This is a genomic window from Acinetobacter septicus (assembly GCF_019355975.1).
Classification (GTDB): domain Bacteria; phylum Pseudomonadota; class Gammaproteobacteria; order Pseudomonadales; family Moraxellaceae; genus Acinetobacter; species Acinetobacter ursingii.
In genome coordinates, this window is record NZ_CP079898.1 from 1,260,822 (window position 1) to 1,279,917 (window position 19,096).

At 35.0% G+C, this 19,096-nt stretch carries 18 protein-coding genes; 13 read left to right on the forward strand and 5 right to left on the reverse strand.

The window, feature by feature from the left end:
• Positions 1 to 78: 78 nt before the first annotated feature.
• The 7 genes from I6L31_RS06040 to tnpC all read left to right on the forward strand — a co-directional run bounded on the left by I6L31_RS06040 (position 79) and on the right by tnpC (position 5,808).
• On the forward strand, positions 79 to 321 hold the full coding sequence (locus I6L31_RS06040; RefSeq protein ID WP_000104011.1) for a hypothetical protein: 243 nt from the start codon (positions 79 to 81) through the stop codon (positions 319 to 321).
• A complete protein-coding gene (locus I6L31_RS06045) occupies positions 308 to 895 on the forward strand; it encodes a hypothetical protein (RefSeq protein ID WP_000372883.1) in 588 nt (195 codons plus the stop codon). Before I6L31_RS06040 ends, I6L31_RS06045 begins: the two co-directional genes overlap by 14 nt.
• Positions 892 to 1,128: an ABC-three component system middle component 6 gene (locus tag I6L31_RS18495; RefSeq protein ID WP_000586128.1), complete on the forward strand. Its 237-nt coding sequence runs from the start codon at positions 892 to 894 to the stop codon at positions 1,126 to 1,128. The genes I6L31_RS06045 and I6L31_RS18495 overlap by 4 nt, the downstream gene beginning before the upstream one ends.
• Complete coding sequence (locus tag I6L31_RS06050) at positions 1,119 to 2,816, forward strand: DUF2326 domain-containing protein (RefSeq protein ID WP_000924974.1); 1,698 nt, start codon at positions 1,119 to 1,121, stop codon at positions 2,814 to 2,816. Before I6L31_RS18495 ends, I6L31_RS06050 begins: the two co-directional genes overlap by 10 nt.
• A gap of 540 nt (positions 2,817 to 3,356) precedes the next feature.
• A complete protein-coding gene (gene tnpA / locus I6L31_RS06055) occupies positions 3,357 to 3,818 on the forward strand; it encodes an IS66-like element accessory protein TnpA (RefSeq protein WP_005001013.1) in 462 nt (153 codons plus the stop codon).
• Positions 3,815 to 4,150, forward strand: coding sequence for an IS66 family insertion sequence element accessory protein TnpB (tnpB, locus tag I6L31_RS06060; RefSeq protein WP_005001008.1), 336 nt, complete (start codon positions 3,815 to 3,817; stop codon positions 4,148 to 4,150). Before tnpA ends, tnpB begins: the two co-directional genes overlap by 4 nt.
• 74 nt (positions 4,151 to 4,224) lie before the next feature.
• The gene (gene tnpC / locus I6L31_RS06065; RefSeq protein ID WP_035271574.1) at positions 4,225 to 5,808 is read left to right on the forward strand and encodes an IS66 family transposase; all 1,584 of its coding nucleotides are present in this window, start codon (positions 4,225 to 4,227) and stop codon (positions 5,806 to 5,808) included.
• Positions 5,809 to 5,940: 132 nt separating this feature from the next.
• Here the strand turns inward: tnpC and I6L31_RS06070 are convergent, their stop codons facing one another.
• Genes I6L31_RS06070 through I6L31_RS06085 form a run of 4 tightly spaced genes read right to left on the reverse strand, consistent with a single transcriptional unit; the run spans position 5,941 to position 11,458 of the window.
• A complete protein-coding gene (locus I6L31_RS06070; protein WP_005005230.1) occupies positions 5,941 to 7,548 on the reverse strand; it encodes an Eco57I restriction-modification methylase domain-containing protein in 1,608 nt (535 codons plus the stop codon).
• Positions 7,545 to 8,120 carry an HNH endonuclease gene (locus I6L31_RS06075; RefSeq protein ID WP_005005233.1) on the reverse strand — a complete coding sequence of 192 codons (576 nt, stop codon included), beginning with the start codon at positions 8,118 to 8,120 and terminating at the stop codon, positions 7,545 to 7,547. The genes I6L31_RS06070 and I6L31_RS06075 overlap by 4 nt, the downstream gene beginning before the upstream one ends.
• The gene (locus I6L31_RS06080; protein ID WP_005005234.1) at positions 8,110 to 8,793 is read right to left on the reverse strand and encodes a hypothetical protein; all 684 of its coding nucleotides are present in this window, start codon (positions 8,791 to 8,793) and stop codon (positions 8,110 to 8,112) included. Before I6L31_RS06080 ends, I6L31_RS06075 begins: the two co-directional genes overlap by 11 nt.
• A complete protein-coding gene (locus I6L31_RS06085) occupies positions 8,783 to 11,458 on the reverse strand; it encodes an ATP-binding protein (protein WP_005005235.1) in 2,676 nt (891 codons plus the stop codon). Before I6L31_RS06085 ends, I6L31_RS06080 begins: the two co-directional genes overlap by 11 nt.
• Before the next feature lie 260 nt (positions 11,459 to 11,718).
• Here I6L31_RS06085 and I6L31_RS06090 point away from each other — a divergent pair, with 260 nt between their 5' ends.
• The 5 genes from I6L31_RS06090 (at position 11,719) to I6L31_RS06110 (ending at position 17,653) form a co-directional block, all read left to right on the forward strand.
• Positions 11,719 to 11,943 carry a DNA-binding protein gene (locus I6L31_RS06090; protein ID WP_005005236.1) on the forward strand — a complete coding sequence of 75 codons (225 nt, stop codon included), beginning with the start codon at positions 11,719 to 11,721 and terminating at the stop codon, positions 11,941 to 11,943.
• 213 nt (positions 11,944 to 12,156) lie between these two features.
• Positions 12,157 to 12,870 carry a TnsA endonuclease N-terminal domain-containing protein gene (locus I6L31_RS06095; protein ID WP_005005237.1) on the forward strand — a complete coding sequence of 238 codons (714 nt, stop codon included), beginning with the start codon at positions 12,157 to 12,159 and terminating at the stop codon, positions 12,868 to 12,870.
• A complete protein-coding gene (locus I6L31_RS06100; protein ID WP_005005238.1) occupies positions 12,867 to 14,717 on the forward strand; it encodes a Mu transposase C-terminal domain-containing protein in 1,851 nt (616 codons plus the stop codon). Before I6L31_RS06095 ends, I6L31_RS06100 begins: the two co-directional genes overlap by 4 nt.
• Positions 14,718 to 14,720: 3 nt before the next feature.
• Positions 14,721 to 15,671, forward strand: a complete 951-nt coding sequence (locus tag I6L31_RS06105; RefSeq protein ID WP_005005243.1) for a TniB family NTP-binding protein — start codon at positions 14,721 to 14,723, stop codon at positions 15,669 to 15,671.
• Positions 15,668 to 17,653, forward strand: coding sequence for a TniQ family protein (locus I6L31_RS06110; protein WP_005005244.1), 1,986 nt, complete (start codon positions 15,668 to 15,670; stop codon positions 17,651 to 17,653). Before I6L31_RS06105 ends, I6L31_RS06110 begins: the two co-directional genes overlap by 4 nt.
• 87 nt (positions 17,654 to 17,740) lie before the next feature.
• On the opposite strand, the gene I6L31_RS06115 is transcribed toward I6L31_RS06110, so the two are convergent.
• Positions 17,741 to 18,358 carry a histidine phosphatase family protein gene (locus I6L31_RS06115; protein WP_005005245.1) on the reverse strand — a complete coding sequence of 206 codons (618 nt, stop codon included), beginning with the start codon at positions 18,356 to 18,358 and terminating at the stop codon, positions 17,741 to 17,743.
• 186 nt (positions 18,359 to 18,544) lie between these two features.
• On the opposite strand from I6L31_RS06115, the gene I6L31_RS06120 reads away from it, so the two are divergent.
• Positions 18,545 to 18,889 (forward strand): hypothetical protein, encoded by a 345-nt coding sequence (locus tag I6L31_RS06120; RefSeq protein ID WP_005005246.1) that lies wholly within the window; start codon positions 18,545 to 18,547, stop codon positions 18,887 to 18,889.
• The last annotated feature ends 207 nt before the right edge of the window (positions 18,890 to 19,096 follow it).

The following is a 19,096-nucleotide window of genomic DNA, read 5'->3' on the forward strand; positions in this document are numbered from 1 at the left end:
GAAATTGGGCTGAAACCATCATTTATGTTACATTATGTATCACTAAAATATTATATAGAATGAGATCTAAGGGAACTAATGAGCACTATTATAAACTTTTTAAGCAACCCAGCAGTTGGTGGAGTAGCTGCAATATGTACAATCCTCACAACAATATGGGGGATAATACAAACAATACGTGTTAAGAAACTATCACAAGAAATTAGTAATTTGAAAACAAGCAAAAAGACTGATACCGACCAACGTCAAGTTAAAACGCATGATCGTTCTACATATGTGGAACAGGCAAATGATATAACTATTAATCATGGATCAGACTGATATGTGTCCTGATCGTTCTACAAATATTGGCACAGCTCAAACTGTCACCATCAATCAAGTTGCACCAAATTTTCAAAGACGGCCAGCTTTAATATCTCAAGTAGTAAAGAGACTTTCATCACTAACGCTTATAGATGAGGCATTCACCAATCAGTTAGAACATACTTATAATATTGAAGCTAAACTCGAATATAATCATGTATTTAAGTATCGTCCTTTAATTGAAGAGTATGGTGAATACGGACACAATGTCATTAAAATATTAAGTACAATTGATCAAGAAAAAATTGGATCTGAAAAAAAAATCTTAAAATTAATTAATGATTTTTATAAAGAATGCATCGGAAACTTAAGAAGAATTGAGTCTTATTCCAAACAAAAGAGAGAAATTATAGAGGTAATTCAATCAAACTCCGACCAAATAATAGAAGATGTAATCAATAAAATAATAGAAATAATTAATAACTCATCAAATGGTCAAGATATGGATGAAGAGGACTTAATTTTTGGAGTAAAATATGTTGTTGGTCATGCCTTTATAGAATGTAAAGTTTTGGAACGACCTCAATTATGATCATTAATGAAGCCCATCCAAATTTAAGCATCTATCGACTTGGAGCAAGTTTAATTAGTATATTGACTAACTCTCCATTAGAGAAATTTGATGTTTTATATTTATATGAATCATTTAAAAAAAGAACTTCCAATGATATTAGTTTTGGCTATTTCATGTTAACTCTCGATTGGTTATATCTCCTAAACTTAGTTGAATTAACAGAGAATGGAGATATTAAAAAATGTTATTAAAAAATCTTAAGATATTTTCTAATGGAATTGAAATTCGCAATATTCCATTTAAAACTGGTCTTAACCTAATCTTAGACAATGAAACTATATTAGGAACTGAATCTGGTAATAGCATTGGAAAAACAACTCTACTTCGCATTGTAGATTACTGTTTAGGTTCAGATGGCAAAGATATTTATACTGATCCAGAGTTCAAAACTGAATATAATACAGAGGTCTACAACTTCGTCCAAAATAATCAAGTTTCAGCACAGCTTGAGCTAACTCTGAGAAATAATACTAATATAATTCTTGAAAGAAATCTTATTATAGAGGGTGAGAAATATTATAAAATAAATGATGAAGAAATTAGCTCAATCACAAAGTATAGAGAAAAGTTATCTGAGTTAATTTTTAAAAACAAAGCGTCAAAACCATCATTAAGACAATTAGTTCCCAAATTTATACGTAGTGATGCCTCAAAAATGTCAAATACAATTATGTATTTGCACAAATCTACCTCTCCTCGTGAATATGAACCGATTTTTTTGTTTTTATTTGGATTTCCAGAACCTACTCTTTTTTCTAACAAAAGCAGCTTATCTAGGGAACAAAAAGACTATGAAAAAAGATTATCTGTTTATGAAAAACCTCATTCAAAAAATGTAATTGAGCAAATGCTGAATGTTGTTAATGGAAATATTGTATCCGAAGAAATAAAGATCAATGAATTTCGCCTAAGTGATGCTTATCATCATGAGCTTGAAAATATTAGACAAATCAAATCTAAAATATCTAAACTCTCAACGAGTATATCAGAAGTAGATCTACGTATAGATCTCAACCAACAAACGATCGAAGAACTCACTGAATCATCTAATGAAATTGATTCTGATTATGTTCAAAATTTCTATGATGATGCAGCTATCTATTTACCAAATTTGCAGAAGAAATTTGATGATGTACTAAATTTTCACTCAAAAATGGTTGAAAATAAAGTAAATTTCATCGAAAAATATCTTTCAAAATTGAAACAAGATAGAAATGAACTCCAAAAAGATCTAGATAAAGCATTATTTGAAGAAAGTAGTTTATTGCAAGCCCTCAGTAACAGTGGAACATTGAATGATTTAGAGGTTATGCGCCTGGAATTGAACAGACTTCTTGAACAAAAAGGTGGATTAGAAGCTTCTCTACAAAAAATTAATGAAACGACTGAGCAATTACAAAAAATTTCTACAAATTTAGAAGAAATCAACGGAAAAATTGAAAGATACATTGCTGACTTTAATGAGAAAGTTACTGTATTCAATACTTTTTTTTCTAAGTATTCTAAAAAGCTCTATGAAGAGGAATATATATTTTCATATGAAAAGAAAGATAGCGATGAGTATTACAAATTTAAAATAGCCAATATCAGCGGAAACGTTGGTGGTGGTAAGAAAAAGGGGCAAGTTGCTGCATTTGATTTAGCATATATTTCATTTATAAATGAAGTTGGCCTTTTGTTCCCTCAATTTGTTCTACACGATAGTATTGAGGATATTCATGCCAACCAAATAGAAACTTTATTTAGTCTAGCAAATGAAATTAATGGGCAATATGTAGTCGCTGTACTTAAAGACAAAATTAAATTTCTTGGAAATGATTATATAAACCAAAATACTATATTGTGCCTAGATCAGCATAATAAGTTCTTCCGTATCTAGCAATATTATTGAAACAGAATTTTGAACTGGGCTAGGTTTATCAGAGACAGTTTATTTGTATTTAAATTAGGCCTCCTAAACATGCACGTTAATCTTATCTGTAGTAACTCAAATAGCAAAACATATCTAATTGCTATGTAGCATTTTTGATTAAATCACCCCACCCAGTATAACGTTTCTAACTCAACATCAACTCACCCCAAAACCCCTTATTAATTATTAATTAATTGATTTAATAAGATTTTTTTTGATCATGATCAATCAATGTAGTGTTTCATTTATTGAATTTATAAAAATTTCATTTTATGGTTTATAAATTGTATTTTATTTCAATTTATTCTTTAGATTTTACTTAAATAAATATATTTTAAAATTATGCTTTCTGCTCTAAGTCGCTAATTATTAAACAAAGATAGAAGTTAAAAAATTTCACTTTATGATTGAATCCACAGTTGAACGTAAGCGTCCGCTGAACCCCACTTTTCTTATTTTCTCAATATCCCGATAGTGTCCATTATTTATTAAATGGACATTATGTTTATGGCCTTAGACACTTTTATAGACACTGAACAAACGACAGAAAGAACCCGCAGAATCTTCGCAACTGAGTTTAAACAGCACCTGGTCGAGCTTTGCCTGCAGCCAGACACATCGGTGGCCAAGGTGGCAATGCAACATCAGGTCAATGCCAATCTGCTACATAAATGGATTCGCCAGTCCAGATCAATGGTCCCGGCATTAAAAAGCCCACCCAGTCCACAGACCGACTTTCTTCCCGTCATTCTTCACCCGACGCCAGTCAGACAAGAAGCACCTCTGCCACCTGACGCAACTAAACAAGAAACACCTCCACCACCTGTGCCGGAGAAGAATGCTGTCGCTCATATCAGGATTCCACTGCATAAGGAACAAGGTTCCGCAAGGGATCAGATGATCGAGATCGACTGGCCGGTGGAATCTGCAATGGAATTACTGCCTTTACTTCAGGGCTTGATCAAATGATCCGTATCGATGAAATCTGGCTCTCTACCCAGCCGATGGATATGCGTGCAGGTATGGATACTGCCATGGCTCAGGTGCTGAGAGCATTTGGCTATATCAAACCACACTGCGCTTACCTGTTCTGTAATAAACGTGGTCATCGCATGAAAGTGCTGGTGCATGATGGACTGGGTGTCTGGCTGTGTGCCCGACGACTGGAACAGGGTAAATTTCACTGGGCTCAGGTTCACCAGGGTGAAACCGTGGCGATCAGCCCGGAACAGTTACAGGCACTGATCCAAGGTTTAGCTTGGCAGAGAATCGGACTGCAGCAAGTGGTAACAATGCTCTAAACCAAGCTCATCCATTCTGCTATTCTCCAAACGTTTTATTTACACATATTCATGATCTCAGCCATACTGTGGTCATGAATACGCTGCCTGATTTAAGCCAACTGACCCATACACAACTGCTGGAATTCACCAGGCAGTTGGCGCTGCAGCATCAGTCTCTAGCACAATCAAACCAACAATTGGATGCCAAAGTTCAACATCTTTCTATTCTCAATCAAAAATACGAGCATGAACTCGCACTATTTAAACAGCACAAATTCGCCCAAAAGAATGAACACTTAACGGCAAAACAAATCCATCTCTGGGATGAAGCGGTTGAAGAAGATATTGCCGCGGTTGATCTAGAACTGGAACGGCTAAATGCAGATAAAACCGATGCAGCGACAGAGAAAGCCACAGTCAACAAACCTAAACGTCGACTGCTGCCGGATCATCTACACACCATCCGTATTGAGCATGAACCTGCATCAACCCAATGCAGTTGTGGCTGCCAGTTACGTCGTATCGGCGAAGATATCAGTGAAAAACTGCATTTCAGACCGGCACAGTTCTATAAGGAACAGCATGTACGTGGCAAATGGGTCTGTGATCAGTGTGACACCCTGACTCAGCAAGCGATGCCCGCCTATGTGATTGATAAAGGTATTGCCAGTCCTGAACTGCTCAGCCATGTGCTGGTATCGAAGTATGCCGATCATTTGCCGCTGTACCGTCAGCGCCTGATCTATCAGCGGGCGGGCATTGATCTGTCCAGATCCACGTTATCTGACTGGATTGGTCGCTGCGGTGTAGAACTGGAACCTCTGGCCAATGCCTTAAAACAGGTGGTGCTGCAACAGCGGGTGATCCATGCCGATGAAACGCCGGTCACCATTATGCGGATGGGTGAGAATGAGAAAAAACCGAAGAAAGGTTATGTCTGGGCCTATGCCACCACACAGTACAATCCAGTTCAGGCAGTGATCTATGACTTTCAGGATAGTCGTTCAGGTCAGCATGCTGAAGCGTTCCTGAATGGCTGGCAGGGTCATCTGGTCTGTGACGATTACAGTGGTTATAAAGCACGCTTTAAATCAGGCCAGGTCATTGAGGTGGGCTGCATGGCGCATGCACGTCGTAAATTCCATGAGCTACATGTGACTGGGAAAAGTCAGATCGCTGAACAGGCATTACTGATGATTCAGAAACTGTATGCGATAGAAGCAGAACTCAGGAAAAAGACCGATAGTACAGCAGAACACCGCCGCGAATATCGGCAAAAGCATAGTCAACTGGTGATGCAACAACTGTATGAATGGCTCAACCAACATTATCTGACGGTGCCATCGAGTTCTCCAACTGCCAAGGCGATCAATTACAGCCTAAAACGTTGGCAGGCACTCTGCCGCTATCTGGATGATGGTAATCTACCCATTGACAATAACTGGGCAGAGAACTCAATGCGCCCCTGGGCCTTGGGACGAAAGAACTGGCTATTTGCAGGTTCGCTGCGCAGTGGTCAACGAGCAGCCAATATCATGACTTTAATCCAGTCAGCAAAGCTGAATGGGCTGGATCCGTATGCCTATCTAAGTGATGTGCTGAAAAGGCTGCCGACACATAAAGCGACCCAGATTGAAGAGTTACTGCCACACTGCTGGAAACCTAAATCGAATTAAAAATTGGTATGGGGTTCAGCGGACGCTTACAGTTGAACGACACATCAGTTGTCATAAACGACACAACACCTGTCATGGAACGACATGACAGGTGTCATAGTAAAGTTCAAATGATTATTGAGTTTTAAGCATCTATAATCTTTGTCGTCTTAAAGACAGCTTCTTACGAATATTTTGTAATTTTTTTATCTGCTCACTCGTAATTTTAGGAAATGAATTTCTTAAAATAATTTCATCATATTTAAGACAAATATCATCTATTGAACTTATATTCATAAACTCTTTAGAATAAATCTCAAAATCAGAATCACTTATTGAAATATAAGGTATTGATAAACTTTTAAACTCATTAGGTGTTAACTCAAGAACCCCTCCTCCATAATACCTGCCATATAACTCAGCCAAAAGCAAAGTTAAAGAATTATAAAAAGAAAAAATCAGACTATTTATGTCATAATTGTCTTTAGGGTAAACAAGATATGCTGTGTCAGTTGCTAATACATTTGCTTCATTTTTTATAATCTTAGGATACTCATGACATCTTTTAAAAAAGAAAGCTGGTGCTGGTGTACCAATATTTGGAACATGGAACCATTCCTTTCTACTGAGCATTTTAAATCGATTATGTAGACCTTGTTCAACTCCCTCTAAAATATATTGGCTCTTTGATAAATTATCACTCACCCCAAAACCATTATTAAAATCCAATAAAAAACAAGGAGTACCTAACGTTAATAAATCATTAAAAGATTTATTATCAAATACGACTCCACAACCAACATAAGTAGATTTCTGTATAATTGGTTTTGCATATTTTTCAAAAGAATACTTATTGATATTATCCTGATTCACAATAAAAAAGGAATTAGCGGCAGTTACTATGCCTGCCTTAGAAGATGTTATATCACTAACTTTAGGAATTTTCTTGATAAGCTTCTCAATTAATGAACATTCTGATGTAGTTAGAGCATGGCTTGTCCATTTTAGGGAGTTTACTACCTTATGTTCATTTAATTTTAGTTTAGTAACATCTCCACCTAGCTCATCAGGAGCTTCAATATTACAGAAAAAAAGACCAGGAGCACTTGATTTTTTTTCGGCAATTAAAATTAGCGTATCTTGCCCTTTACATTCTTTAAATAGTAGCTCATTAAATGTAAAAACCTCTATACGCTCGAATTCATTTAATAGAAGCTCTCTTAACTCTTTCGCATACTTAACCTGTAATAGTTCAGATGGTAAAACCAATGCAAGTATTCCATTTTCAGCTAAAACGCTAATAGATCTTACAAGAAATGAACTCCATATGTTTTTTACTGTACTAGTTGATAATGTAGGAAATTGAGCATGAATAGCAGCACAAAGCTCAATCTGTTTATCACTAAGATAATTCCTTTTTACATAAGGGGGATTACCAATTACAAGATCAAAACTACAATCTTGCAACCCAGTTTGAAAATCTAAAAAATCTGCATGAACAACATCAAGCTCATCCAAATTAATATTTTTTTTAATTTTATTAGACTCAGTTTCAGATATTTCAACTGCTAAAATTTTCTCTACTTTAATATCAGAACACAAAATATTATTAGATAAAGCTCGAATAAACTCACCATCTCCTGCACTAGGTTCAAGAATGGTTAATCTACTTTCTTCAGATTTATTAAAAACCCTTTTTACAATAAAATTTGCAATATGGGTTGGAGTGTAATAAGAACCTGTTTGTTTCTTTAGACTCATAATTCTGTACCTAAATATTTAAAATATTTTTGGAACATTGAGCTCGTTTCTTTATAAAGTCTTAATAATATTAACTCTTCTTTTGTATCAAGATTAAGATGTTTATCAAGTAAAAATGTTATTTCCTCCAATTTTAGTTGCAACTGTTCCAGTTGCCAAATAAGACCATAACGTCTCTGGTTTAATGCAAGCTCTTTCATCATGAACTGTGCTTCCGCACTGGTTTCTTTAGCACAAATATTTCCATGATCATCTCTGAAAAAATGATCATTCATATCTACATCACATGGATCTAAAAATAACCCTATTTTATTAGATTTTTTATTATTAACATGCGAACAACAATATACTAAATTTGAGTAGCTACAACTTAACTCAGGAAACTGATCTTTAGGTTTAAAATGATCAATATGAAAACATTTTGATCCTCCAAACCAATTATCTGGACTATCTGTATAACCACATCTACCATTAAAATCTTTTTTTAAAATACTTTTATAACGAGTATATACAGTGTATTGATTTGTGCATGTTCTTACAGGAATAAAAGTTCTAAAAGTATTACTTAACATTTTTAATAGTCTCGAGTACTTTATTTACTGACTCCAACAAATCGCTTAACTGTTTTGAATTAGTTGTACTTTTTAATTCATCGGGAACAGCAGAATCAGCACCAAAAGTTTTTTCTAAGAAACTATCTAATTCAATAATTTTTTGCTCTTCAAAGACTGTTAACATTTCATTTTGGAACTTTCTAGAACACAATTCATGAAGTTCATTTTTTGCATCATCTATCCTTTTATTATATTTTTGAATCTGAAGAATTACTTTTTGAGGAAAAGTTAAATGTTGTTCATTATCAAAACTTTCTATATTCAACTCTTTTGAATAAACTTGGTTTACATCATATGTAGAATCTGCATGTGAAGCATCAGTATCATAAGAAGAAGCAATAAAACAAGGAAAATCTGTTCTAATCTTTCTAAATTCTGAAATTAATTCTGAACCATAATAGTCGACTTCATATACACTAGGTAAATCAGTTTTAATCTCATTAAGATTCCAATCAGAAACTAAAGCATCTGGATGCAATTCACATATATTCGCAATCATTTCATCAAGGGTAGGAGCTGGAAATAAAGTTATTATACAAACTTCACCACTTTTTTTATGAACATCAAAAGCCGCTTTGAATTGATTCTGCTCACTTTTTTGTTCATCAATAAAGACTATTTTATAGGCCATCCTTTACCTCTTGAACTTTATATTTTACTGGAATAGAAATTCTAACCCCAAATCCAGTATCACTTTCATTAATATGATTTAATAATAGTTTAATTGTTCCATCATATTCTTCAATAACTGTTTTTGCGATCCACATTCCTAACCCTGTACCGACTTCATCACCATTACTATCTCTTTTTGTTGTATACAATGGTGCAAAAATTGACTCAGGATTAGATATACTGGAAGAAAGTCCAGGTCCATTATCTCTATATTCAATTAAAATCTGATTTCCTACCTCTTTAAATATAATGTGAATTTTTCTAGATACTTTTCGTCCAGATGGACGTGTAAAAGCATCCATTGAATTCGTCAATAAATTCACAAAAATACTATCAAAATCAATTTCAAAAGCCCTAAGGTTTATTTTCTGTGAAGACTCTATTGAAAAATCTATTCCACGCTCTGCTAAAGTACTTTCCCAATTTAATTTAAGATGCTCAAAATAAGAATCAAGGCTTAGCTGTTTTCTCTTTCTTTTATCTTTACGAGAAAACCCTAATGAGAAACCAAGCCAAGTTAAAATTTTCTTATCGGCTGCTTTAATCTCATCAAGTGATATGAATGGATTCTCATACTCTTCAACACCATTAAACTGATCACTTTCAAACAAAGTTTTCAATAAATTTGAAAGTTTATCTGCTCTAGATTTAAGTTTCCCCTGAATTTTCCCTAAATCATGTCCAAGAGCAGCAGATATAATACCGCTACTTGCCATTCCACGAAGAAGCTTATGTTCATCTTTCAACCTCTCGTTTTCTTCTTGTAAAGAATCCGCATATAAAGCCATTAGCTTCGTTTCTGAATTATCGAGCCCCTCATTACCATCTGTATCACTATGTTGTTTTGATTGATCATCATCATTTACTCCAGAGTCTGTGCTATTTCCCTCATCCTTTTTCTGACGATTGCGAGCCAAAATACTCTCTGTTAATTTTCGTGCTTTTGCAAGATCTCTCTCTGGACCAAATTTCTCATCGTCATAATGTTTAAGCTCTCTTGCAATAAATGATCTGTCTTCTTCAAACTTATTGATAATAGACTTAATAATATTTTTAAACACATGAAATGTTTGTGTTTCTTGCAGACCCTCACGACTAGATTTATCTTCAAACTCTAAATTTGTTAATCGAGAGATTTTGATAACACCTGCTATATTGTCTGGTTCTACACGATAGCCACCCTCTGCCTTAGCAACACCAGCAGGACTTGCCCCTTTTCTAGATCCCAAACCTAGCCAATCAAATGCAGGTTCGTTTACTTCGCCATAGGGTCTTACACGAAAGTTATCTCGATAAATTTTAACTCCTCCAAATTTATCTAACCATTGCTTTCGTAAATTAGCAGCAATTGGTTTATAAAAAAATCTTTTAGAGTCTGAAGTATTGGTTGTTTTTTTCAAAAAATAAAAGATAAACTCAAATGACCCTATTTGATTTAAAATATTCGCTTCCACTGATTCTCCAACCAATTGGTCAAAGGTAAAAGTTTGAGTATATTTTTTCTTTAAGAATTCTTTTCTACTTGCAAACAATGAGCTTTTAACTAACTCCCTCTCAAAAAAATCGGATGGAATAATTTGAGTATCATATTCTTCTCGCTCAATAGTGATAGTTACACTCTGATTTTCATCAGCTATTGCTGTTAACTTATAATCAAAATCATCACAAATTGAACTCAATACTTCACCATATTTATCAACCTCTAAAGTTGATAAAATATGTATAGAAAAGTCTTCTGTATCACGTGGTGGTACTAATACTTCTAGATCATTAAATAATTGCTTAACTAAATTATCATCCCATAGATCATGTAAATGAGATATTTTTAAAATTGTTCCGCGAGAAAAAGTATCCTCTAGTCTTTCAGGTAATAAACTGTGTAGATCAGAACTACTTAGCTCTAATACTTTTGAAGCAATAAAATGAAAATCAAATGAATCATTAATTTTTTGCACATTTTCAACTAATCCGCCAGAATCAAACTCTTCCAAATTAGCTGTTACATCATTAATTATTTTATTTGATTCTTCAAAATCCCCCCAATTTACGGCCCATACCAATCCATTGTTAGTATTCGTATCTCTTGCTCGAGTTATTGTGAGCATCTCGCACTTTGCTCCAAGCTTATCCAAAGCAAAACGACCTATTCCTTTGGCACCTGATTTTATTCGACCAGAAGATGTTTTATAGTTATGTAATTTGTTATCAGTCCCAATTGTCATCCAATGATTTTCGATGATGCTCTTCGTCATGCCATCACCCACATCAATGATATATAAAGTACATAATTGCAGTAATTGATTTTTAAATAATGTAAGTTTTTCAGTTTCTAAAGCCGATAACTTAGTGATATCAACTAATTCAAACTCACCTTGTTTTTCCTTATAAAACAAATTGATTTGGTCTTCATCTATATTTTTTCGTATAAGTTTTTTGTATTGTTCCTCAGATAAAATTTTTGGAACTTCACAAAACTCATTATCAATATAAATTATACAAAATGGAGAATCTGCATCATAACAATTTTTAACTAGCTCTATAATAGCCCCTTTCGAGTTAGCAATATTTTCTCGACCTATAAGTATTGCTGCTCTTGCTGAAACGGTAAAAGGAACTAAAGCCATGATGAAATCCCAATTTTCAAGGTGAAAAATTTACTTTCCACAAAACCAACTGAAGAAACTAAATATACTGTTTCTTCTTAACTCTATCAATCATTAACATTTTGATTTCAAAAGTTTTTAAAGTATCTACTAAAACACTTTTCTATAGAGTATATATTATATAGAAAAATCAATAATTTAAACCTTATTTCTCCTTGCTAACCTTTATTATTTTGTATATAAATAAACTAAGATGGATATATTTCGTACAAGGCATTTTTATGCGCACACCTGATGAGGTCAAAGAAATTCTACACACTCGAGGAGTATCAATAGCTGAGTGGGCTAGAGATAACGGCTTTGCCCCAAGACAGGTATATCAAGTTTTAAATGCCAAACATAAACCCATGCGTGGTAAAAGTCACATGATAGCCGTCAAACTTGGCTTGAAAGATGGCATCATTGATCCCGACTTTACTTTTGAAAAAATGCAGGAGGGAAAATAATGGGAAATTAACTACACATAAATAAAAAAACGGACCCTTTCGGATCCGTTGGTTCTAATACACAAGGTATCAGACGTAGTAATCAAAGTATCTTCTGTGTTGAACCATACGTCAAGTCATTTCACATCAGTTTTTTTAAATGTGATGGGCTTACTCATCCCTAGAAAATAGCATTCTAGGAATGCATATGCTTCAAAAACATGGAGATATAATATGTCTTATCCTATAAGCCACACTCAACAACATATACAGCAACTCATTCTTGAGCAGATCCAGTCAGCATTTAACAAAAAACCAAATATTGCAGGAACACTACATGGCCAGCGTCGTATTTACCAAGGCTGCTTAGAACGACGAACCTCTCTTTTTCCTAGCCGTAAAGCTGGTGGTTCAATCGCTTTAGAAAGCTTTCTAGAATTGGCTTATGCTGTGCAACTAGAAAGCCACCCTACCGTGGAATCTTATCGAACACAGACCTTAAAAATTCCGATTGGACAAAATCAGGAACTTTATCCTGACTTTCTAATTCGTACTCTCAAAGGTAATTTTGAAGTCCACGAAGTTAAACCATCTATTCAGCATCTGTCTCTGGAAAGTCTACAACGCTTTGAGCGACTAGCTTCCATTTTGGCGTCTATAAATATCCCTTTTAAGTTAGTTGACGCAAATACATTACCCCGACGCCAATCCCTAACACAGTTATTGCATCTTTATTCTCGTGGCCATCTTCAGGATTGGACATCACTTGAAATTGAGTTAGCACAAGACCTTTTGATTCGCTATGAATTGGATAATCTAGAACAGGCTTATAGTATTTTAGAAAAAGACCAATTATCTCCACAGCTTGCAGACTATTTGCTTTTTCATCAAATCATTCAAGTCAAAAACGCCAAAAATAATCATCTCACCTTGGGAGTAGATCTATGAATACTTCCATTCCTATTCCCAGTATTGGTACTCGTTTTTTATTTCGCGGTTCACAGTTTGAAATTAGCTTTATCGGTCATGGTATTTGCCGTTATTCTGCGATCGCTGGTGGTCGTATATTTCAAATTCCATATCATCAGTTTGAAGAATGGTATAAATCAGGGCTTGTTGAGTATGAATTTAACGCATCCAATTTACTGACCAGCCCTGAAATGACTGTAAGTACTATTCGTAAATTCAGGTATGTACAAGCTGCAATAACAAAGCTGCCATACCCAACCGCAGTTCAACCATTAACGATATTAATTCAACAGATTGCCAAAGAGATTCAAGACCAGATACCACCAAGCCCCAGATCTGTTGCACGATGGATTCGAGTATATCGACTAAGTAATCAGTGCTCAGAATCTCTTGAAAAGAAAAAATCAGGTAATCATTATGTCCGATTTTCTTTAGAAATCGAACGTCTAATCCATCAAGCCATCCAAGCAATTTACCTTTGTTCAGAACGACGAGATGGTAAAGATGTATTGGCATTTGTTATTGGTAAAGCTATGGAAAATGGCTGGGTATCACATAAAATTCCTTGTTTACGAACAATTGAACGTCGTATCAATCGTTTAGATCCTTATGTAGTCATCAATGCCAAAAAAGGATCTCGTAGTGCAAGAAAATTACTCAAAGCTGCGGGGCAATCCATCATCAGCCCAACCGTAATGGCTTTGGTGGAAATTGATACCCATTATCTGGATATCATTATTATTGATGATATAACAGGAGCCATTTTAGGTCGTCCATTTTTATCATGTGCGATTGATATTTACACTCGAGTCATTGTTGGGATTTTCGTCAATTTATATCCGCCAAGTGCATTAACCACAATGTGTGTGATTCGGGACATGATTACCCGCCCCCAAAGAGGTTTATCTGGTGGTGTGCCGAGCCAAATTATTCCAGACAATGGAGTGGAGTTCAAAAATAATTCTTTTGCACGACTATGTGAAACCTTAAAGATTACCATTACACCTTCTCAAGTTGGTACACCAAATAATAAACCGCATATTGAAAGCTTCTTTAGAACACTAACTGAAGGTTTAACCCAAAAACTACCTGGTACAACCTTCTCGAACTCCACAGCGAGAGGAGATTATAACGCCAGTAAAACTGCCAAAATGACACTTGCAGATGTTCAGAAATATGCAGAGCAATGGATCAATGAGATTTACCACACACGTATTCATTCTGAAACCAATCGTGTACCTATACTTGCTTGGGAAGACGCCACAAAAATAGTTAAGCCAACTTCGCTTTCAGATGATGAGGCATCTGTACTATGCCGAAAACCTTACGAGCGTAGCATTAACAAGGGACGTGTCTTAATCGACTACTTGTATTATTTTTCTCCAGCACTCGCAACCTTTGAACAACAAAAGCTCACCAAAGTGATTGTACTTGTTGATGAAATAGATTTAGGGCATGTATTTATCGTTGATCCAAATGATCCAACTAATCTCATCAAAGCTGAATGCACCAATCCAAGTTATGCAAAGGGTTTGACTATGTATGCCCATCAAGAAGCACAAAAAATCAAAAAACAGATGGCTCAGGCAGATCTTAGACGTTTAGGTGAAAAGGCTAACCTAGTTGCACGTTGGCATTTACTGAAAAAGATCCAAGAAGATTTACAGAGGAAAAAGCCTAAATTACGCCAACTATTAATAGATTTTCCTGAAGAAGTCCAGAACCTCTCTAGACCAATTCAGCAAAACGCCACTCTGAATGAATCCACTCCATCAGAAGATCAAAAATCTAACTTTTACTCTTCTTTTTCTTCTATGGAGATCTAATTTATGGATTATCAAGCTATTTATGGACGTGTTGCCCAAATCAACCGATTTATCGTGCAACACCCTGAATTTAACAACGCCTTTCAAGGCATACAAGAATGTATGTATAAAAGTAATACCTATCAAGAACCTATAGGCAGTATTCTACATGCTAATGGCGGTCATGGTAAAACCTTGCTCTGCAAAGTCATGATTAAACAAATGCCATCCTATAAACGAGTTGGCGATGGTTATGAAAAAACCATTATTCCAGCATTCTATGCCCAAATACCATCTCCAGCATCAGTCAAATCAGTCGCAAGTATGCTACTCAAGGAATTAGGTGACCCAAATCCTGCTACGGGTAATGCTTCTCAAATTACCTTAAGACTTTGCCATTTACTTCAACAATGTGAAACCAAACTGGTTTTTCTGGATGAATTTCATCACCTATTCCGTATTCAAAAAACAGCAACTAAGTTAAATATTACTGTATGTGACTGGATTAAATCGATTGTAAATGAAACTCAAATTAGTTTTTGTTTGGTCGGCTTATCTGAGTTTGTACCATTTTTAGAAATGGACTCACAGCTTGCCAGACGCTTTCAATATCATTATCCATTACATGCCTTGTCACTTGGCTCATCTGATTGTAGAGGCTCAATCTTTCCATTTCTTGCAGAAGTTGAAACACAGATTAGCCAACGATGTAATGTGTCATTTGATCAATCTTTAGATTCACCACTTCTGGCACTTCAAATCTATGCAGCAACAGCAGGTAATCATGCTTTCATTATGTCTTTACTCAAAGACAGTGTACTTTTTGCCTTAAAAGACTCTAGAGAACTCATCACACTTCAAGATTTCAGTACAACATGGCAGCAAGGTACTACAGCACAAGTCAGCCTAACCTCTAATAACCCGTTTAATATGTCCCGCAGTGTTTTGGCGAGTCAGATGAGGATTAATCTATGACACAGAAATCCTTGCTTATTCAACCAATTCCTTATGCTGATGAAAGTGCAGGTAGCTTTTTGATTAGAGCAGCTAAAGCCAATGGCTTTTCCAGTGTCTACTCACTATGTTATATGCAAGCATACTGTAACCCTAAAACGTTAAGTTCAAGAATTACTCAGCAAAAAAAGTTTTGTCAACTTATAGCAATATTGGGATTAGATAATACATATTCCAAACTAGCATTTAAAATAGCAGGCCCAACTATAGGCTCACCACGCATATATTTAGGCATTCAAATTCCTGAATTATTCTTTAGAAAAGATGCTCAAACATTTTGTCCCGAATGTTTAAAGGAAAAATTATATTGGCGGCAACATTGGCTTTTACGTCCGTATACAGTTTGTACAAAACATCATATTTTATTGCATGAATGTTGCCCCAATTGCCAGAAAATATTGGATATAGGGCGAAACCAAATCCATATTTGTAATCATTGTGGCCAAGATATTAGACTTACAACATCCCAATCAAAGAGTCATGTTTCCACACAATGGTTTATGAATCTGATAGCAACTGAGAATCAGCAAGTCCTTAATCAAATGTATGAGTATTGGTATGTTTTAGAAAAATTTGACGAGCTTACTCATAATATTCAGATAGACCACAACCGTCTCAATCTCGCTCATGAATACAGCACGAATCAAATTCAATCTATAAAAAGATTGAGTCATATGTTGAATAAGAGAAGCTGTCAGGCTCATCCCCGAATACAGGTCGTATATTTTAAGAAGCAAAGTCAAACGTTACACGATTACGCAAATGCAGCATTGGCTGAATGTAATCATCTTCACCAACCAACTAAAAATCCTATAGAAAAATTTTTCTCATTAGATCAAACCATGACAATCCTTGATATTTCATATATCAGATTAAAAAACTTAATTAAGGGAGGAAAACTCACCGTCATAAAAGGTCAAAAACGTTTTGTTTATATTAGTAGTATTGAAATTGAGCGCGTGCTTTTGGATGGTTCACATAAAGCCCATTTAAAGGCTCCACGAGGAGAATGTGTACCCAAAGGTAATTTGCTCACATTGCCAGAAATAGCAAGCCAACTCCAAATTCATAAAGAAGTAGTCCGAGATCTTGGTGTCAAAGGCTGGCTAAAATTAGATAAAAAGAAAGTAGAGGGATATGTACGAAATGTAGCCTTGCCAGAGGTAATACAAGAATTTATTAATCACTATATTTCTATCGGAACTCTAGCTCGACAACTCAATGTTAATTCTACAAATCTAGCTGATAAGTTAAAGCATTTTGGAATTGAACCCATAGGTGGCCCTCACATTGACGGTTTAAGAACAAACCTTTATCAACAAGCCGATATTAAGGACATTACTACCGATATGATTAATAATCTTAAGTATTATCAGACTTATACAGGCCGCCCCTCAAAGGATAGAGCGAGGATGATACATTATGAGTCAGATCCAACTTTATACCTTTCAGTGAGACATACAAGTTTCAAATTGCATATTGGTCCATCCAAAGTTGCCGTTCTTGTTCAAAAGAAAATCTTAAAAAAGGATGAGCTTTGTCATTCTGTAATCAGGGTAGAAAAAGCCTCAATATATGCCTTAATCAAAGAACTCCATCGTCCAGACTTTATATCTCTACAGGAAGCCGCAAAAAAATTAAACTGTGCCATCAATTGGCTGCATATCAACTGGATTAAAACAGGCTATTTGACTCTATACGATTTTGTGTATTGGCAATTTGTCAGCACAGCAGATATAGATAGAATTCAATCCATACAAAATGAATATATGACGGCAATTGAAGCAAGCACATTTCTAGGCATGCATCGAACTCATATCATTAATTTGAAAAGTCAGGGACTCATCAACTCCATTCCTTTTGGAGAATCTAACTCATTGCACTTATATAAACGAGAAGATGTTATAAGATTGGCTGAACAAGGATATGGTAAAAAGCAATAGAATCTCATCCTATTGATTCCAATATAATTTCAGTATCTAGAATCATTATAATGAGGTAGTAGATACTGAAATTGACCACAGTTAGCTTTAAACGTCAAACCACTGAAGCTGTTTAACCCCCGTATCAGAAATTGATAATTTATAAACCACAGTGTTAAACATAGGCAAAGCTGTTTGGTACTGACGAAACTTTCTCATATCTTGATTACTTTCAATCTTACAGTTCATCAGTCTCCAGCTTAATAAACCTATCCAAATACCATGTCCAAAAAATAGACTCCGATCCTGAAATTCTGGAATGTGTTCTAAAAAATTATCAACCCGATCTACAAAATCTTGAAAACTATCACAGTCCTCACCATCCCGATGTACCAAATCAGCATCTTGCCAGTATCTTTGTGCCAAGATACCTCTTTCAGAACCTTGTAAGCCCTCTACTGTTTTAAAATCCAAACATCTGAATTCATTTAATTCTTTTATAACATTCGATGATAATTGATACTTATCTGAAAAAATTTGTGCTGTCTGTTGCGCTCGTTTTAGTTCCGAACAATAGATGTTTGATGGTTCAACTACCCATCTATCCCTTAAGTCTTGAGCCTGTTCTAAACCTAAGTCAGTTAAGGGAATGGATACATCATGCATTGAGACAGCACCAGTATTGGCAAGACTTTGACCATGACGAACAAAATATAGCGATTTCATAAAGATCCAATCCTTAGCCGATTAATCCAGTGTTTTCTGAACTTAAACGACACAAATAGTCGTTCAATATTCTTTTGATGTTTACCCTGATTTGTACAAATCATATTCTATATAAAAAATTTATGCTTTAAAAAACACAATATTTTCCAACCGTTCAATCACTTAATAAATTTTGAGGTCAATCAAATGAGTCATTCATTTCCTAAATACACACTTATTTATCATTCCAGAAATGGATCATTAAATTTTGAAGAATTAGTTGAGGAGCTATCATCTAAAGGATATATGCTTGAAACTGAATTAAGCTTTCTACGACCAACATACAATGCCGCTTCAAATGAAGATTTCAAAAAACTCTTTGAATTTTATTACCCACAAAAAATCAATAGAATAGAACTACAAACTATTGGTACTTCAGCAGGTGGAATACCTGGCAATAATACATATGCATTCTATAATGCAAATATCATTTCACATAAAGAGATTCTTGAGATGCTCACTGAATTCAATCAACAGTCTTTAGATGAATGATCTTGGCATGTATTCTTAAAATGACAGGTTTTATGTCGTTTCCAATAAAAAATGACAACTGTTGTGTCATTAAGGATTGGCATAGAATGTCGTTGATGACGCAACTTATTGATATTGACTGAAGACAATGACAACTGATGTGTCGTTCAACGATCTCGTCGCTGAATGACAGTTGATGTGAGATTTTTGACACATATTTCGAGATTG

Bases quoted from the DNA above. Each gene is read 5' to 3' on its own strand.
- I6L31_RS06040 (WP_000104011.1), top strand. From the start codon at position 79: ATGAGCACTATTATAAACTTTTTAAGCAACCCAGCAGTTGGTGGAGTA.
- I6L31_RS06045 (WP_000372883.1), top strand. From the start codon at position 308: ATGGATCAGACTGATATGTGTCCTGATCGTTCTACAAATATTGGCACA.
- I6L31_RS18495 (WP_000586128.1), top strand. From the start codon at position 892: ATGATCATTAATGAAGCCCATCCAAATTTAAGCATCTATCGACTTGGA.
- I6L31_RS06050 (WP_000924974.1), top strand. From the start codon at position 1,119: ATGTTATTAAAAAATCTTAAGATATTTTCTAATGGAATTGAAATTCGC.
- tnpA (WP_005001013.1), top strand. From the start codon at position 3,357: ATGGCCTTAGACACTTTTATAGACACTGAACAAACGACAGAAAGAACC.
- tnpB (WP_005001008.1), top strand. From the start codon at position 3,815: ATGATCCGTATCGATGAAATCTGGCTCTCTACCCAGCCGATGGATATG.
- tnpC (WP_035271574.1), top strand. From the start codon at position 4,225: ATGAATACGCTGCCTGATTTAAGCCAACTGACCCATACACAACTGCTG.
- I6L31_RS06070 (WP_005005230.1), bottom strand. From the start codon at position 7,548: ATGAGTCTAAAGAAACAAACAGGTTCTTATTACACTCCAACCCATATT.
- I6L31_RS06075 (WP_005005233.1), bottom strand. From the start codon at position 8,120: ATGTTAAGTAATACTTTTAGAACTTTTATTCCTGTAAGAACATGCACA.
- I6L31_RS06080 (WP_005005234.1), bottom strand. From the start codon at position 8,793: ATGGCCTATAAAATAGTCTTTATTGATGAACAAAAAAGTGAGCAGAAT.
- I6L31_RS06085 (WP_005005235.1), bottom strand. From the start codon at position 11,458: ATGGCTTTAGTTCCTTTTACCGTTTCAGCAAGAGCAGCAATACTTATA.
- I6L31_RS06090 (WP_005005236.1), top strand. From the start codon at position 11,719: ATGCGCACACCTGATGAGGTCAAAGAAATTCTACACACTCGAGGAGTA.
- I6L31_RS06095 (WP_005005237.1), top strand. From the start codon at position 12,157: ATGTCTTATCCTATAAGCCACACTCAACAACATATACAGCAACTCATT.
- I6L31_RS06100 (WP_005005238.1), top strand. From the start codon at position 12,867: ATGAATACTTCCATTCCTATTCCCAGTATTGGTACTCGTTTTTTATTT.
- I6L31_RS06105 (WP_005005243.1), top strand. From the start codon at position 14,721: ATGGATTATCAAGCTATTTATGGACGTGTTGCCCAAATCAACCGATTT.
- I6L31_RS06110 (WP_005005244.1), top strand. From the start codon at position 15,668: ATGACACAGAAATCCTTGCTTATTCAACCAATTCCTTATGCTGATGAA.
- I6L31_RS06115 (WP_005005245.1), bottom strand. From the start codon at position 18,358: ATGAAATCGCTATATTTTGTTCGTCATGGTCAAAGTCTTGCCAATACT.
- I6L31_RS06120 (WP_005005246.1), top strand. From the start codon at position 18,545: ATGAGTCATTCATTTCCTAAATACACACTTATTTATCATTCCAGAAAT.